Origin of the sequence: Streptomonospora mangrovi (assembly GCF_027604915.1) — a bacterium.
Taxonomy (GTDB): domain Bacteria; phylum Actinomycetota; class Actinomycetes; order Streptosporangiales; family Streptosporangiaceae; genus Streptomonospora; species Streptomonospora mangrovi.
In genome coordinates, this window is record NZ_JAJAQC010000002.1 from 81,759 (window position 1) to 97,317 (window position 15,559).

The window sequence follows — 15,559 nt, forward strand, 5'->3', positions numbered from 1 at the left end:
CTCGCCGTGCCCCGCCGTGCGCGCCGCGACCGCGCCGCCCGGGGGAGCGGCCGTGCGGTGGGCGTCCTAGAACCCGCCGGGCAGCGGCCCGCCGTACCAGTGCTCGATCAGCCCGCGCGCGATCGACACCGGCCCCGGCAGCAGCACCTCGCCCGACTCCGCCGCCGCGCGCAGCGCCGGGCGGCTCAGCCACCGGACCTCGGAGATCTCCTCGGCGTCGGTGCGCCGCGCCGGCCCCGTGGCGCGCGCGAGGAACCCCAGCATCAGGCTGCGCGGGAACGGCCACGGCTGCGAGGCCAGGTAGCGCGGCTCCTCCACGGCGATGCCGACCTCCTCGGCGACCTCCCGCACCACGGCCCGCTCCAGCGACTCCCCCGGCTCCACGAACCCCGCCAGCACGGAGTAGCGGTGCTCGGGCCAGCGCGGGTTGTGGCCCAGCAGGCACTCCTCGACCCCGTCGGCCTCGCGGTGCACCAGCATGATCACGGCCGGGTCCAGGCGGGGGAAGTTCTCGCGGCCCTCGCGGACGCACACGCGCACGTGCCCGGCCGCCGAGGGCTCGGTGGGGCCGCCGCAGGAAGGACAGAAGCGGTGGGTGGCGTTCCAGTTGGCCAGGGCAACGGCGTGGGTGAACAGGCCGGCGTCGCGGTCGTCCAGCAGCGCGCCGACCTCGCGCAGCGACGCCGGGGCCGCGCCGGGCACGCGCGGGAAGGGGTTCTCGGCGGCGGAGAGCACCGCGAAGTAGGCGGTGCCGTCGCGCTCGTCCACGCCCAGCAGGAACCGCTCGCCCTCGGGCGCCTCGCCGGGCGAGGCGAACACCAGGCGGGGGCGCTCGCCGGCGCCGCCCGCGACCAGGGCGCGGGACTGGCGCGCCAGCAGCGCCTGCCAGCCGTAGGAGGCCGGGTCGCCGCCCTCCAGGACGAGCACGCGCGTGCCGGGGTCGGCCCAGGTCTTGTCCAGCCAGGCGTCGTCGGTGCGGCGGTGCCCGGCCAGGTCGACCGCGCCGCGGGAGAGGGCGGGGATCTCTTCTGGTGGGAGCATGGGTCCTTCTCGGCGTTGGGAGCGGGTCGGGCGCGACGGCGCGAGGGCAACGCCGCGGCGGGAGGGGGCGGCGCGGGCGTGCTCAGCCGGCGTGGGGCGCCCCGACGGCCAGATGCTCCCACAGATAGGCGGCGCTCTCAGCGCCTTTCAGCAGGAGCGGGATCTCGACCTTCTCGTTGGGCGCGTGGATGCGGTCGTCGTTGAGGCCCACCGCCACGAACACCAGCGGCGCCCCCAGGATGTCGGCGATGTCGGCCTCGGGGCCGCTGCCGCCCTCGCGAGTGAACAGCACCTCGGTGCCGAAGGCGCGCTCCATGGCGGAGCGGGCGGCGCGCAGGGCGGCGGAGTCCAGGTCGGAGGCGCAAGGGCGCACGCCCGGCCCGTTGAAGACGACCTCGGCGCGCAGCCCGGCGGGCACCCGCTCGGCGACGAAGGCGCGCACCGCCTCCTGCACGCGGGCGGGCTCCTGGTCGGGGACCAGCCGGAAGCTGACCTTGGCGTGGGCCGAGCGCGGCACGATCGTCTTGGTGCCGGCGCCGGTGTGGCCGCCCCACAGGCCGTTGACCTCGGCGGTGGGCCGCACCCACACACGCTCCAAGGTGCTGTAGCCGGCCTCGCCGGCCGCCGCCCCGGCGCCGGCGGTGCGCAGCCACTCGGCCTCGTCGAAGGGCAGCTTGGCGATGAGGGCGCGCTCGGCGTCGCTGATCTCCACGACGTCGTCGTAGAAGCCGGGCACCGCGACCCGGCCGTCGGCGTCGTGCAACTGGGCCAGGAGCACGGCAAGCGCGCGGGCGGGGTTGGGGACCGCGCCGCCGAAGGACCCGCTGTGCACGTCGGCGCGCGGGCCGGTGAGGGTGATCTCGCAGTCGGTGAGGCCGCGCATGCCCACGCACATCGAGGGGGTGTCGGCGCCCCACATGGTGGTGTCGGAGATGACGACGACGTCGCAGGCCAGCCGGTCGCGGCGGGCGCGCAGCAACTCGGCGAAGTGGGGCGAGCCCGACTCCTCCTCGCCCTCCACCAGCAGCCGCACGGTCACCGGCGGCGCGTCCGCGCCCGAGGCCGCCATCGCGGCCTTCACGCCGAGGGCGTGGAACAGCACCTGCCCCTTGTCGTCGGAGGTGCCGCGCCCCACCAGTTGGTCGCCGCGCTCCTCGGCGACGAAGGGGTCGGTGTCCCAGCCGTCGGCCGCGCGGGCGGGCTGGACGTCGTGGTGGCCGTAGACGAGCACGGTGGGCGCGGCGGGGTCGGCGGCGGGCCACTCGGCGAAGACGGCGGGCAGGCCGCCGGTCTCCCACACCTCGGCCGTGGGGAACCCGGCCGCCAGCAGGTGCCCGCGCAGCCACTCGGCGGACCGGCGGACGTCGCCGTGGCGGGTGGGGTCGGCCGAGACCGAGGGAATGGCCACCCACTCCTTCAGCGCCGCGACGAAGTCGTCCCGGTGCCCCTCCACGAACTCCCGCACATCCATCCCGACCGCTCCTTCACCCAGGCCCCCCGGCACCGTCCGCCGGGCACCCCATCGAGCCTATGACCCGCCCCAACGTGCACAGGCCCGCCCCCTACCTGCGGGGGAGGCTCGGGTGGCTCTTCAGGGCCATGTCGTGGACGCACTCCCGGCCTAGGGTGAAGGGCCGGGGGCGGCGGCGCGGAGGCGGGAGGGCGGCGGGGCGGTCATGGTGGGAGATGAAGAGGCGGTGCGGGAGGCGGCGTCGGGTGGGGCCGGGGGCGCCGGGCGGGCGGTGGCGGCGGCTCGGCGCGGGCTGGGCGTCCCGCTGGTGGGCGCGGTCCTCGACGCGCTGTGGCGGTGGCCCGCCCGGCGGCCCGGCGGTCCGCTGCGGCTGCTGGCCGGGCCGCGCCGCCCGGCCGGCGGCCGCACGGCGGGCGCCAGGCTGGCGGGCGGGGTGTGCGCCGGGCTCGCGCGCGGCTCGCAGCCGGCCGCCCTCACCCTGCGGATCGTGTTCGTACTGGTCGGCTTCCCCCTCGGGGTGGTCGTCTACCTGCTGCTGTGGCTGGTGCTGCCCGCCGAGGGCGACCCCGCGCCCGACCCCGAGACCCGCGCCGAGACCGGGGAGGATCCCGCCTCCCCCACCCCGCTGCCCCGCGAGGTCACCGCGTGGGTGCTGCTGACGGCCGTCGCCGGCGGCCTGGCCGCGCTCGTCGCCGTCCAGCTCGCCCTGTTCCACCAACTGGCGGTCCTGCCGTCGGTGCTGCTGGGGCTGGTCGTGGGCCTGCCGTTCGCGCTGCTGCCCGTCGCGCCGCTGCTGACCTGGCGGATCACGGCCGGCGGCCTGGCCGTCGTCCTCTACGCGGTGGGCGCCTACGGCGACCCACCCCTGGACCTGTGGCCGTGGCCGGTGGCCGCGCTCGTGGCCCTGCCGGTGGTGCTCTACGCGGTGGCGGCGGCCTACCCGGGGCGGATCACCGCCGGGGTCGCCGTGGTCACGGTCGGCCTGGACATCGCCGCCGCCTACCCGCTGGCCGGCACCCACCCGGCCCAGACCGCCTGGATCGGGGCGGTCGCGGCGGCCGTGCTGCTACTGGGCTACAACGTGCACAGCCGGCGCGCCGCCCAGCGGCGCCTGGCCGAGGAGAGCCGGCTGCGCCGCCGCGACCGCGCCCGCCAGGCGGTGCTGGAGGAGCGCTCCCGCATCGCCCGCGAACTGCACGACGTGGTGTCGCACCACATGTCGATGATCGCCATCCAGGCCGACGCCGCCCCCTACAAGTTCGCCGACCTGGAGCCGGGTCCCACCGAGACGTTCCACGCCATCCGCGACGCCGCCCGCGACGCGCTGGCGGAGATGCGCCGGGTGGTGGGGCTGCTGCGCGAGGAGGACGAGGACGGAGCGCCCGAGCGCGCGCCCCAGCCGGGCCTGGCCCGGGTGCCCGACCTGGTGGCCCAGGCGCACCAGGCCGGCATGGACATCACCCTGGCGGCGCCGGCGGACACCGCCGCCGACCCCGGCGCGCCGGGCCTGCCCGACGCCGTGGACCTGTCGGCCTACCGGATCGTGCAGGAGTCGGTCAGCAACGCCGGCCGGCACGCGCCCGGTGCGGCGGTCGCGGTCACGCTGTCCCGCACGCCGTCGCAGGTCACGGTGCGGGTGGTCAACGGGCCGCCGGATCCGGGGGCGGCGGGCGAGCGGGTACCGGCGGTGGACTCCGGCGGGCACGGCCTGGTCGGGATGCGCGAGCGGGTGGCCATGCTCGGCGGGCGGCTGAGTGCCGGACCCACCGCCGAGGGCGGGTTCGAGGTCGTCGCCGAACTGCCGCTGGCGGCGCCGCCGCACTAGTCTGTGGGCCGTGCCCATCACCGTGATAGTCGCCGACGACCAGGCCATGGTGCGCGACGGGATCGCCACCCTGCTCGACGCCGCCGACGACATCGAGGTGGTGGCCCAGGCCGCCGACGGCGCCGAGGCGGTGGCCCTGGCCCGCCGGCACGCGCCCGAAGTGGTCGTGATGGACGTCCGCATGCCCACCATGGACGGGCTGACCGCCACGCGCGAGATCGTCGACGGCGCGGGCGAGGCCGGTCCGCGCGTGCTCGTGCTCACCACCTTCGACCTCGACGAGTACGTGTACGAGGCGCTGGGCGCCGGGGCCAGCGGGTTCCTGCTCAAGGACGCCCCGGTCGCCGACCTGCGCGCGGCCGTGCGCGTGGTGGCCGAGGGCGACGCCCTGCTCGCCCCCTCGGTGACCCGCCGGCTGATCGCCGACATCGCCCGGCGCCGCCGCGACCGCGTCCGCGCCCGCCCCGACGCCCTCGGCGGCCTCACCCCGCGCGAGGCCGACGTGCTGCGGCAGATGGCCCGGGGGCTGTCCAACGCCGAGATCGCGGCCGAGCTGTTCCTGGCCGAGCAGACGGTGAAGACCCACGTGGGCCGGATCCTGGCCAAGCTGGAGCTGCGCGACCGCACGCAGGCGGTCGTCTTCGCCTACGAGAACGGCGTGGTCTAGGCGCGGTGTGATCCACGGCGCGGCGCGGGCTGGGGCAGGGCGCTGCGCGGTCCAAGTGCGGCGCGGCCGCGCAAACCGCCGCGCCCTCCCTCCCCGGGGGTAGGCCCGGGTTGGCCCTGGAAGGGGACGCGCCTTCGGGTGCCCGGTTCCTAGCGTCGTGACCCATGACACGACGAACCGCGTGGGCCAGGCCCCTGCTCGGCGCGCTGCTGGCGTTCGCGGTCCTGGGCTGCTGCGGGGCGGCCGGGGCCGCCGGCGGCGCCGCGCCCGCCCCCCTGAGCTACCGCGCCGCCCCGGTCGGCGGCCTGCTCGCCGAGGACCCGGCGGGCTCCGGCCGGGTGGTGGCGGTGATCGGCGAGCTGCGGGAGGCCGAGGACGTCGCGGTGGTCGTGCCCGGTTCCGGCCAGAACCGGGAGAACTTCCGTGGTGTCCACAACGGCGCCGGCACCGCGCGGCGGCCGGGCACCGTGCCCATGGCCGACGGCCAGGCGCTGTACGCCGCGATGCGCGAGCGCTCCCCGCACGGCCGCGTCGCCGTGGTGGTGTGGCTGGGCTACCTGCCGCCCCAAGAGGTCGACGCCGAACTGGCCGGGATCGCGCGCGCCCGCCACGGCGCGCGGGAGCTGGCGCGCTTCGCGCGGGAGGTGCTGGCCGAGGACCGGCACACCACCCTGGTCTGCCACAGCTACGGCACGGCCGTGTGCGGCCTGGCGGCCCGCTCACCGGGGGTGGCCGACGACGTGGTGGCGCTGGCCAGCCCGGGCATGGGGGTGGCCCGCGCCGAGGAGATCCGCGCGCGGGTGTGGGCGACGCGGGCGCGGGGCGACTGGATCCGGTTCGTGCCGAGCGTGCGCCTGGGGCCGGTGGGTCTGGGCGGCGACCCGATGGCCCCGGGCTTCGGCGCGCGGATCTTTTCCGCCGGGGACATCACCGGGCACACCGACTACTACCAGCCCGGCAGCGCGTCCCTGGCGGTGACGGCGGGGATCGCGGCGGGCTCGGCGCCGGCCGCCGGCGGGATCGCCGGCGGCCGCGCGCTGCTGGAGGTGGAGTAGAGCGCCGTCGCCGGCGACCGCGCGGCGGAGGGCGTGCCGCAGGCGGCGGGGCCGCAGGCTGCGGCGGGGCCGGACGTCGTGGCGGTACCGGCGGGTGCGGTACCGGCGGGCGCTCAGAACGCGAACCGGCACAGCCGGTAGAAGTTCCGGAACCCGGGGATCGCGTTCAGCGCCTGGTAGGTGGCGCGCGGCCCGCGCTCGGAGACCCGGGTCAGGCCGTCGAGGATGGGCACGGCGGCCAGGCGCCGGTAGCGGGGGTCCCACCGGGTGATGACGCCGCCGTCGGCCGTGGCGGTGGTGTAGTGCGGGAGGCCCCGGCGGTCGAGCAGGGGCGCCAGCCGTTGGGTCAGCCCGACCACCCACGGGGCGAAGCCGTCGAACAGCAGCTCGCCGGAGGGGAACCGGTCGGCGACCGCGCCCAGGAGGCGCCGGATGTCGGGCTCGCCGAGGTACATCAGCAGCCCCTCGGCGACGACCAGCACCGGCCGGTCGGCGGGGATTTCCGCGAGCCAGTCCGGTTGGGCGGCCGAGGCGCCGAGCGCGGTGTAGCCCTCCGGGCGCTGGGGGTAGAGGCGGTCGCGCAGGGCGATGACGTCGGGCAGGTCCACGTCGTACCACCGCACGCCGGGCGGCGGCCCCAGCCGGAACGCCCGGCTGTCCAGGCCGCAGCCCAGGTGCAGCACGACGGCGTCGGGGTGGCGGGCCAGGAAGTCGGCCGCCCAGTCGTCGAACCGGCGCCCGCGCACGGCCACGGTGTAGCGGTTGCCCGACGCGCCGCGCGGCAGCAGCCGCGCGAAGTCGACGTCGATCCGGTCCACCAGGTCGGCCGCGTAGGGGTCGTTGAGGACGGGCTCGGCGGAGCGGGTCTCCAGGGCGCGCAGGTACAGGGTGATCAGCATGGTGGACTCCACCCCGGTGAAGTCCGCGTCGATCCGGTCGCTCATCGGCTGCTCCTCTTCCGAGCGCGGTACTCATCCCACTGCCGCAGGAAGTCGTCGTTGACCACGGTCGCGCAGAACTCGCAGAAGTCCCGGAGATCGGCGAGCCGCTCCCGCTGCTCGGGCCGGTCCTCGCCGACCACCGACAGCCCGAACTCCGCCGCTTCGGCCCCCAGGCGCATGCGCGCGAGCTGGACGTTCAGCACCTGGGTGAACCCGCCGGGCGTGATCCGGTAGCGGTGGCTGCGCCCCGAGGACGGCAGCCGCTCGACCAGGCCGCCCTCCTGCATGGGGCGGACGGCGGTGCTGATGGACGCCTTGCTCATGTCCAGCGCCTCGGCGAGTTCGGTCAGGGACTGCTCGGGCGGGTCGCACACCATCAGCCGCCCGTAGATCCGCCCCATGGTGCGGGGCGCGCCGACCATCTCGAAGAACAGGCCGACGCGGTTGAGGAGTTCGGCTTCTTCGGGTGGTATTCCGGTCATGGCCACCAACGTTCGCTTCGTTCAGTACATTCTAAACGTTGTGATCGTATACGGCCATGGGGACGGTCGGCCCTCGGGGCGGATGGTGGGGGCGGCCGCGATGCGGGTAACGGGTGCGGCGACGGCGGCGGACGGTCCGGGCGGGCGCCCATCGAACCGCGCACCAGTGGCTGGCGCAGGCGACGAGGCACCGAGTGTGGCAAGCGGCCGGGGCGGACAGCCATTGGCCACCGAACGCCCATCACCGACCGACCATCTATCCCTTCTCGGCGGCCAGGGCCGCCAGCCCCGCGCGGACGGCGGCCGCGTCCGTCTCCAGTTCGGCGCGGGCGGGGTTGCCCCGCCGTGCGTCGAGACGGAACCCGTCCTCGGCGAAGCGGGGCAGCACGTGCAGGTGCACGTGGAAGACCTCCTGGAAGGCGGCCCGGCCGTCGGCCAGGAACAGGTTGACGCCCTCACAGCGCAATTCCGAGCGGCGCAGCGCGCGGGCGATCCGGTGCGCCGCCGCCCACATCCGGGCGCCCAGCTCCTCGTCCAGCAGTTCCAGGCCCGACACGTGCTCGCGCGGCACGACCAGCACCTGGCCGGGCACGGCCGGGGCGGTGTCCATGAAGGCCATGACCGCGTCGTCGGCGTAGACGACGCTGGCCTCGCCGTCGCCGCGCGCGATGGCGCAGAACGGGCACTCGCTGACGATCACGGGGGTCTCCTCTGTAGCAAACTCTGTTGTGCCATAGCGGCAGCCCGGATCACTACCCACCTGGAACGGCTCAACCCCGGCGCCGCCCGGCGGGGCGGCACCGCGCGGCGCAACTTCCGGCCCGCTCGGGCATGCGGGTTCCGGGAACGCCCCGCGCCCGCCCGGCCGAAGGCGGGCGCAACCAGCCGAAAAGCGTCGCAAACAACCAGAAACCGCCAAAACCCGACCCAAGGCCCACAACCGGGCGCGGCCGCAGTGCCGCGCCGCCTACTCCACCACCGGCAGGTCGGCCAGCAGCGCGGCGAGGCCCTCGGCGTCGAGCAGGTCGGCCGGGCGGACCGTCTCGTCGGCGCGGACGTAGTGGAAGGCGGCCCGCACCTGCTCCAGGGGCACCCCGGCGAGGTCGGCCCAGGCGATCCGGTAGGCCGCCAACTGCACCGCCACGGCCCGGCGCTCCCGCTCGGTGGCCGGGGGGCGGCCGGTCTTCCAGTCGACCACGTCGTAGCGGCCGGTCTGGGGGTCGTGGAACACGGCGTCCATCCGGCCGCGCACCAGGCGGTCGCCGATGACCGTCTCGAACGGGATCTCGACGTCGAGCGGCACGCGCCCGCCCCACTCCCCCGCCTCGAAGCGGCGTTGCAGCTCGGCGAGGTCGTCGTCGGCTCCGGCGCCGTCGTCGGCCGCTCCCGGCAGTTCGTCGGGCACCAGCAGGGACTCCTGGCCGAAGCGCTGCTCCAGCCAGGTGTGGAACGCCGTGCCGCGCCGGGTGTGCGGCGCGGGCGGGCGCGGCAGCGGGCGGCGGATCTGGCGGGCGAGCAGGGCGGGGTCGCGCGCCAGGGAGACCAGCGACGACACCGACAGGTGCGCGGGGAGTTCGACCTGCACCGCGCCGTCGCCCTCGGAGGCCGGGAGGTCGCGGTGGGCCAGCAGCAGGGTGGTGTCGCGCTCCCAGCCGTCGAGGCGGCGCCGCATGGCGGTGGGCATTGACGCGCGGTCGAGCAGGGCCAGCCAGCGCTCGCCGACCGTCTCGGCCGGGGGCTGCCCGGCTCCCTCGGCAGCGGCGGTGTCCTCACCACCGCCGACAGCGCCGACACCCCCGCCAGCGCCCCCACCGCCGGCACCACCACCGGCGCCCGCGCTCCGCGTGCCGCCGCCGACGCCCGCACCGGCCGCCCCGGCGGCGCCCTCCCCCGCCGAGGCGCGCGCCGACTCCACCAGCCGCGCGCCCTCGACGATCTCGCGGTAGCGGCGGGCCGCCGCGTCGTCGTAGTCCTCCGGCGTCTGCGGCCAGGCCACCGACGCGACCTGCGCGGTCTGCGGGTTCTCCGCTCCCTCCTCCGGCGGGTCGGCCCAGCGCACCACGCGTCCGGCGCCCGCCGCGCACGCCTCGCGCACCTCCTCCAGGAACTGCGACGGCCCGCGCAGGCTCGCGGAGGCGTGCCCCCACCAGTGCCCGGTGCACACCAGCGCGTAGGAGGCGCGGGTGACCGCGACGTAGGCCAGGCGCCGCTCCTCCATGAGGTGGCGCTCGCGGTCGGCGGCCTCGAACTGCTTGATGCTGTCCTTGTCGACGTCGACCAGGCGCGGCAGCCCGCCCGCGTCGCCCCGCAGCGGGAAGGGCAGCTTCTGCTCCTGGCGGGCCCACGCGCCGGTGTCGCGCGAGCGGGTCGGGAACACCGGCGACCCGGTGCCGCCCGCCAGGCCCGGCACCACCACCACCGCCCACTGCAACCCCTTGGCCGCGTGCACGGTCATCAGCTTGACGGTGTCACTGCCGCCCACGCGCTCGCCCGGCTCCAGGCCCTTCTCGGCGTCCTCGGCCGAGCGCAGGTAGTTGAGGAACGCGCCGAGCGTGGGGTCCTCGCTGTTGCCGACGAACCGCACCGCCGCGTCGAGGAAGGCGTCCAGGTCGGCGCGGGCGGCGACGGGGTCGCGGCCGGGCCGGGCGCCGACCTCGATGTCCAGGCCCAGCATCCGCTCGACCTCGCCGACGAGGTCGGGCAGCGGCTGGGCGGCCAGTCGGCGCAGGGCGCGCATCTCGGCGCCCAGGGCGGCCAGCCGCTCGTAGCCGGTCGCGGAGTAGCGCTCGGCCTCGCCGGGGTCGTCGAGGGCGTCGACCAGGCTGCCGCTCTCGGCGGTGAGGTCGAGCACGGTGCGCCGCAGCAGGTCCTCGTCGCCCGTCCCGGGCTCGGGGTCGGGCTCGGGCGCCGAGGCCGCGAGGTCCCGCCGCGTCTCCTTGGCGAGTTCGGCGGCGCGCTCGCCCAGGGCCACCAGGTCGCGCGGCCCCAGCCGCCAGCGCGGCCCGGTGAGCAGCCGCGCCAGCTCGTTGCCCGCCGTGGGGTCGTGCAGCACCCGCAGGGTGGCGACGATGTCGCGGACCTCGGGCACGGTCATCAGCCCGCCCAGGCCCACCACCTCGACGGGGATCCCGCGCTCCTCCAGCGCCTCGCGCAGCAGCGGGAACTGGGAGCGCTTGCGGCACAGGACCGCGATGTCGCCGGGGGTGATGGCGCCGCCGGGGCCGTCGCCGCCCTCGCCGGGCGGCCAGGGCGCGCCGTCGGGGGCGAGGTGGCCGGGCTGGTCAAGGGCGGCCCGCAGGGTGCCGGCGATCCAGTGCGCCTCCTCGGTCTCGGTGGTGAACAGCCCGGCGGCCACCGCGCCCCGGCCGCGCCGCGCCGCCGAGGGGTAGAGCACGGGCACGTAGTCGGACTCCTCGCGCAGCGGCTCGGCGATGCGGCGGGCCACCGCCAGCACCCGCTCGCCGTTGCGGAAGCTGGTGGCCAGCTTGCGCACCGGCGCCGGGCGGCCGGGCGACTCCGGGAAGTCGGTGGGGAAGCTGGTGAGGTTGCCCGCGCTGGCGCCGCGCCAGCCGTAGATGGACTGGCAGGGGTCGCCCACGGCCGTGACGGGGTGGCCGCCGCCGAACAGCGCGCGCAGCAGCAGCAACTGGGCGTGGCTGGTGTCCTGGTACTCGTCCAGCAGCACGACCTTGAAGCGGCTGCGCTCGATCAGCCCGACCTCGGGGTGGCGCAGGGCGATCCGCGCGGCCAGCGCCACCTGGTCGCCGTAGTCCATGACCTCGCGGTCGCGCTTGGCGGCGATGTAGCGCTCGACCAGCGGCAGGAGCTGCTCGCGGCGGCGCTGCGCGGCCACCAGCCTGCGGGTCTCGGCGCCGACCTTGGGCAGCGCGGCGACGCGCTCGGTGATCCAGGCGCCCACGCCGCGCACGTCGTCGGGGGTGCGCAGGTGGTCGGCGAGTTCGCCGGCCAACTCCAGCACGCGGTCGGTGACCGTGCGCGGGCCGACCGTGATGGCGTCCATGGGGCCGTCGTAGTCGGCGACGATGCGCGAGGCGAGCTGGTAGGACTGCCCCTGGCTGATGAGCCGGGTGGTGGGCTCGATGGCCTCGCGCAGGGCGTGGTCGCCGACCAGGCGGGCGGCGTAGGAGTTGTAGGTCGAGACCGTGGGGTCGCCGTCGAGGACCTCCTCGGGCACCTGCTCGGTGGCGCGCAACTGGTCCAGGCGGCGGCGCACGCGCTCGGCCAGCTCGGCGGCCGCCTTGCGGGTGAAGGTCAGGCCCAGCACGTGCTCGGGGCGCACCAGGCCGTTGGCCACCAGCCACACCACGCGCGCGGCCATGGTCTCGCTCTTGCCCGACCCGGCGCCGGCCACCACCACGCCCGGTCCCAGCGGCGCGGAGATGACGGCGGCCTGCTCGGCGGTGGGTTCGGGCTGGCCGAGCAGGCGGGCCAGCTCGGCGGGGTTGAACGCGGGCGCGCGCCGGCCGGCCGGCGGAGCGCCGTAGTGCTCCGTGGCGGTCACACACGCTTCCCTTCGTCGTGGACCGGGCAACTGGACCGCACGGCGCAGGAGTCGCAGAAGCTGTTGCGCACCGCCTGGAAGCGGGATCCGGACATGCCCTCGGCGACGTCGCGCACCAGCCGCTCCGACCACTGGGGGTCGGGGTCCTCGCCCAGGGCGCCCTGGCCCTGGGTGCGCGCCTTGTGGGTCAGCGCGGCCTTGCCGACCTGCACGAGTTCGGCGCCGCCGGGCTCGGTCAGGCCGAACTGGGCGAAGGCCGAGCGCAGCACGGCGAGCTGGTAGACGCCGAGCTGGGGGTGGCGCCCCAGCTCCTCGTCCTTGGGCCGCCCGCTGCCGGTCTTGATGTCGACCACCACGGCGCGGCCCTGGGCGTCCTTCTCCAGCCGGTCCACGCGCCCGGTGATCTCGATCCCGCCGATGTCGACCTTGAACCCCTCCTCGGTGACGACCAGTTCGCGCTCGCCCGTCTCGTGCCAGTCGACCAGTTTGCGGACCATCTCGTCGGCACGCTCGCGCTCCTTGCCGGCGAACCACGGGCCGCCGAAGTCCAGTTCGGACCAGATCTCGTCCATGCGCAGGCGGATCTCTGCCATGTCGGCGCCCTCGGCGACGAGGACGGCGACCGCGTGCACGATACTGCCCAGCGCCGAGGAGATCTCCATCGAGGAGGCACCGGCGGCGTTCTCCAGCAGCCAGCGCAGCTCGCAGGTGGTGAAGCGCTCGACCTGGGAGGGCGAGACGCGGATGGCGCCGTCGTCGGGGTTCTCGACCAGGGGGCGGTCGTCGGAGACGCGGGTGAGGGCGTACCACTCGGCGGGGTCGGCGCCGCGCACGCCCTCGTCGGCGAGGCGGGCCAGGTGGGCGGCGGCGGCGCGGCGCAGGGGGTCGGGGCGCTGGGGGTCGGTGACGACGGAGCGCAGGTCGGCCACGAGGGCGGGCAGGGACAGCCAGCGGCGGCCGGTGGTGACGCGCTCGGGGTCGCCGGCGCCGAGTTCGGACAGGAAGCGGGAGGGGCGCTCCTCGGTGTCCTCGCCGCCGACCGCCGTGACAACGAGCCGGCTGCGGGCGCGGGTGACGGCGACGTAGAACAGCCGGCGCTCCTCGTCCAGCAGCTTGGAGGCGACGGCGGCGCCGGGGGTGTCGCCGTCGGCGAACCCGGTGGCGGTGTCGATGAGCTGCTCGACGCCGAGCAGGGAGCCGCGCAGGCGCAGGTCGGGCCAGTCGCCCTCCTGGACTCCGGCGACCACGGTGAGGTCCCACTCCAGGCCCTTGGAGCGGTGCGCGGTGAGGATGCGCACCGCCTCGCCCTCGGGCGCGCGCTCGGCGAGGCTGTCACCGGGGATCTCCTGGGCTTCGAGGTCGTCCAGGAAGCCCTCGGGCACGCCGGGGGGCAGGCGGTCGGTGTAGCGGGCGGCGCTCTCGAACAGGGCGACGACGGCGTCGAGGTCGCGGTCGGCGGCTGCGCCGCGCCGCCCGCCTGCCTGGCTGGCGCGAAGGAGGCGGTCGGCCAGGCCGCTGGCCCGCCACACCTCCCACAGCACGTCCTCGGCGGAGGCGCCGGAGGCGGCGCGATCGCGGATCAGCCGCAGGTAGGAGGCCACGCGGCGGGCGGGGGCGGCGACCTCGGGGTCGACCAGGGTCAGCTCGCGCGGGTCGCGCAGCGCGTCGGCGAGCAGCGCGGAGGAGGGGCGGTGCCCGCGCCGGTGACCGTGGGGTGGTTCGCCGAGGGGCGCGGTGTCGGTGGGGTCGGTGGGGTTGGTAGCAAGGTCGGTGGGGTCGGTAGCAAGGTCGGCGGGGTCGTCGGCCGGGTCGCCGGTGGCGGTCGGCTCGTCGGGAGCGGTGTCGCCGGGGCGGTCGGCGCCCGCGCCACCGACCGTAGTCGCGGCGGACGTGTCGGCGGAAGCGGCACCGCCGGAGGGGAGGTCACCGGCGGAGGAGTCGGCGCCGCCGCCTCCCGCACCCTTCCCCGCCTGCCCGGCGCGCTTCTCGGCGGCCTTGCGTTCGGCCGCGCGGTAGTCGAGGTCGAGGCGGCGCAGCGCGCGGGCCAGCCGCCGCAGCCGGATGGTGTCGGCCTCGCCGAACGGGCTGGTCAGCAGCTCGTGCGCCGCGGCCTCATCGATCGTGTGGGGGCGCAGCGCACAGCGGATGAGCAGCAGCATCGCCCGCACCAGCGGCTCCACGGCCAGCGGGAGTTCGTCGCCGCCCACGGCGACCGGCACCCCAGCGGCGAGCAGCGCGCGGCGCAGGGTGGGCAACTGCCGGACGGCCGAGCGCACCAGGACCGCCATGCGCGACCACGGGACGCCGTCGACCAGGTGCGCGCGGCGCAGGGTGTCGGCGATGACGGCGGCCTCCTGCGCGGGGCTCTCGGCCAGCAGCACGCTGACCTCGCCCTGGGGGGCGGTGTCGGTGGGTGTCAGCGCGCGGTGGGAGTTGACCGGGCCGCCGCCGGGCGCGGGCGCCGCCGGGAGGCGGCGGGCCACCCCGCGCGAGGCGGCGAGCAGGGCGGCGCCGCTGCGGCGGCAGGTGCGCAGCGCGACGACCGGGGCGGGCGTGCCGTCCCAGGCGGGGAAGCGCTGCGGGAACTCCAGGATGCCGCGCACGTCGGCGCCCCGGAAGCCGTAGATGGACTGGTCGGGGTCGCCCACCGCGACGAGGTCGCGGCCGTCGCCGGCGAGCGCGCGCAGCAGCTCCTCCTGGGCGGGGTCGGTGTCCTGGTACTCGTCCACGAACACGACCTCGCGGTTGGCGCGTTCGCGCGCCTGGATCTCGGGGTCGTTGAGCAGGTTGGCGGCGACGCGCACGAGTTCGGCGTAGTTGAAGGTGGGGACGGGCGCGACGTCGAAGCGGCCGGTGTAGCGGTCCATGAAGTCGCCCACGGCCACCCAGTCGTCGCGCCGGTGCTCGCGCCCGAGGCGGTCGAGGTCGGCGGGGTCGAGACCGCGCTCCTGGGCGCGCATCAGGAAGTCGCGCAGCTCCTCGGCGAACCCGCGGGTGGTGAGCGCGGGGCGCAGGCGCTCAGGCCACATCTCGGCGCCGTCGGCGGCCTCGCCCGCGAGGATTTCGCGGATCTCCATCAACTGCTCGGGGCCGGACAGCAGGCGCGGCGGCTGCTCCTCGATGCGGCCGAACTCTCGGCGGATGAGGGCGTAGGCGTAGCTGTGGAAGGTGAGGGCGAGGGGTTCGCGGGTGGTGCGGCGGAGGCGGGCGGTGATGCGTTCGCGCAGTTCCTGGGCTGCTTTGCGGCTGAAGGTCAGGACGAGCACGCGCGCGGGGTCGACCCCGCGGTTCTGGATGCGGTCGACCACCGCCTCCACGATGGTGGTGGTCTTACCGGTCCCCGGCCCGGCGAGGACCAGCATCGGCCCGCCCGTGTGCGCGACGACCCGCTGCTGGTTCTCATCCAGGCTCGGCGGCGGCGCCTCGGCAAGCACACGCCGCACAAGACGGTACGGGGATGAGTTCACCTCCCCTAGTTCACCAGATCCCCACGACAGTCCGGGGCCATCCTCGGTATCAGCCGCGTCGCACCCCGGTGTGACGCGACCGCGAAAG

General features: G+C 76.3%; 10 protein-coding genes. 3 read left to right on the forward strand and 7 right to left on the reverse strand.

Annotated elements, in window-relative coordinates; all coding sequences use genetic code 11:
* Window positions 1–66: 66 nt before the first annotated feature.
* Both nudC and LG943_RS01270 read right to left on the reverse strand, forming a co-directional pair.
* A complete protein-coding gene (nudC, locus tag LG943_RS01265) occupies window positions 67–1,041 on the reverse strand; it encodes an NAD(+) diphosphatase (protein WP_270070259.1) in 975 nt (324 codons plus the stop codon).
* An 82-nt stretch (window positions 1,042–1,123) separates the two neighbouring features.
* Window positions 1,124–2,512, reverse strand: coding sequence for a dipeptidase (locus LG943_RS01270; RefSeq protein ID WP_270070260.1), 1,389 nt, complete (start codon window positions 2,510–2,512; stop codon window positions 1,124–1,126).
* A gap of 205 nt (window positions 2,513–2,717) precedes the next feature.
* Between LG943_RS01270 and LG943_RS01275 the strand changes: the two genes are divergently transcribed.
* The 3 genes from LG943_RS01275 (at window position 2,718) to LG943_RS01285 (ending at window position 6,059) form a co-directional block, all read left to right on the forward strand.
* Window positions 2,718–4,337, forward strand: coding sequence for a sensor histidine kinase (locus LG943_RS01275; protein ID WP_270070261.1), 1,620 nt, complete (start codon window positions 2,718–2,720; stop codon window positions 4,335–4,337).
* A gap of 10 nt (window positions 4,338–4,347) precedes the next feature.
* Window positions 4,348–5,004: a response regulator gene (locus LG943_RS01280; protein WP_270070262.1), complete on the forward strand. Its 657-nt coding sequence runs from the start codon at window positions 4,348–4,350 to the stop codon at window positions 5,002–5,004.
* A gap of 164 nt (window positions 5,005–5,168) precedes the next feature.
* On the forward strand, window positions 5,169–6,059 hold the full coding sequence (locus LG943_RS01285; protein WP_270070263.1) for an alpha/beta hydrolase: 891 nt from the start codon (window positions 5,169–5,171) through the stop codon (window positions 6,057–6,059).
* A gap of 113 nt (window positions 6,060–6,172) precedes the next feature.
* Here the strand turns inward: LG943_RS01285 and LG943_RS01290 are convergent, their stop codons facing one another.
* The 5 genes from LG943_RS01290 to LG943_RS01310 form a co-directional block, all read right to left on the reverse strand.
* Window positions 6,173–7,003, reverse strand: a complete 831-nt coding sequence (locus LG943_RS01290) for a class I SAM-dependent methyltransferase (RefSeq protein WP_270070264.1) — start codon at window positions 7,001–7,003, stop codon at window positions 6,173–6,175.
* Window positions 7,000–7,482, reverse strand: coding sequence for a GbsR/MarR family transcriptional regulator (locus LG943_RS01295; RefSeq protein WP_270070265.1), 483 nt, complete (start codon window positions 7,480–7,482; stop codon window positions 7,000–7,002). Before LG943_RS01295 ends, LG943_RS01290 begins: the two co-directional genes overlap by 4 nt.
* Before the next feature lie 256 nt (window positions 7,483–7,738).
* Window positions 7,739–8,182 (reverse strand): HIT family protein, encoded by a 444-nt coding sequence (locus LG943_RS01300; RefSeq protein WP_270070266.1) that lies wholly within the window; start codon window positions 8,180–8,182, stop codon window positions 7,739–7,741.
* Between the two features lie 267 nt (window positions 8,183–8,449).
* Complete coding sequence (locus LG943_RS01305; RefSeq protein WP_270070267.1) at window positions 8,450–12,004, reverse strand: ATP-dependent DNA helicase; 3,555 nt, start codon at window positions 12,002–12,004, stop codon at window positions 8,450–8,452.
* Window positions 12,001–15,471, reverse strand: a complete 3,471-nt coding sequence (locus LG943_RS01310) for an ATP-dependent helicase (protein WP_270070268.1) — start codon at window positions 15,469–15,471, stop codon at window positions 12,001–12,003. Before LG943_RS01310 ends, LG943_RS01305 begins: the two co-directional genes overlap by 4 nt.
* Window positions 15,472–15,559: the final 88 nt, after the last annotated feature.

Coding starts and splice junctions, on each gene's coding strand:
- nudC (WP_270070259.1), bottom strand. CDS start 1,041: ATGCTCCCACCAGAAGAGATCCCCGCCCTCTCCCGCGGCGCGGTCGAC.
- LG943_RS01270 (WP_270070260.1), bottom strand. CDS start 2,512: ATGGATGTGCGGGAGTTCGTGGAGGGGCACCGGGACGACTTCGTCGCG.
- LG943_RS01275 (WP_270070261.1), top strand. CDS start 2,718: ATGGTGGGAGATGAAGAGGCGGTGCGGGAGGCGGCGTCGGGTGGGGCC.
- LG943_RS01285 (WP_270070263.1), top strand. CDS start 5,169: ATGACACGACGAACCGCGTGGGCCAGGCCCCTGCTCGGCGCGCTGCTG.
- LG943_RS01290 (WP_270070264.1), bottom strand. CDS start 7,003: ATGAGCGACCGGATCGACGCGGACTTCACCGGGGTGGAGTCCACCATG.
- LG943_RS01295 (WP_270070265.1), bottom strand. CDS start 7,482: ATGACCGGAATACCACCCGAAGAAGCCGAACTCCTCAACCGCGTCGGC.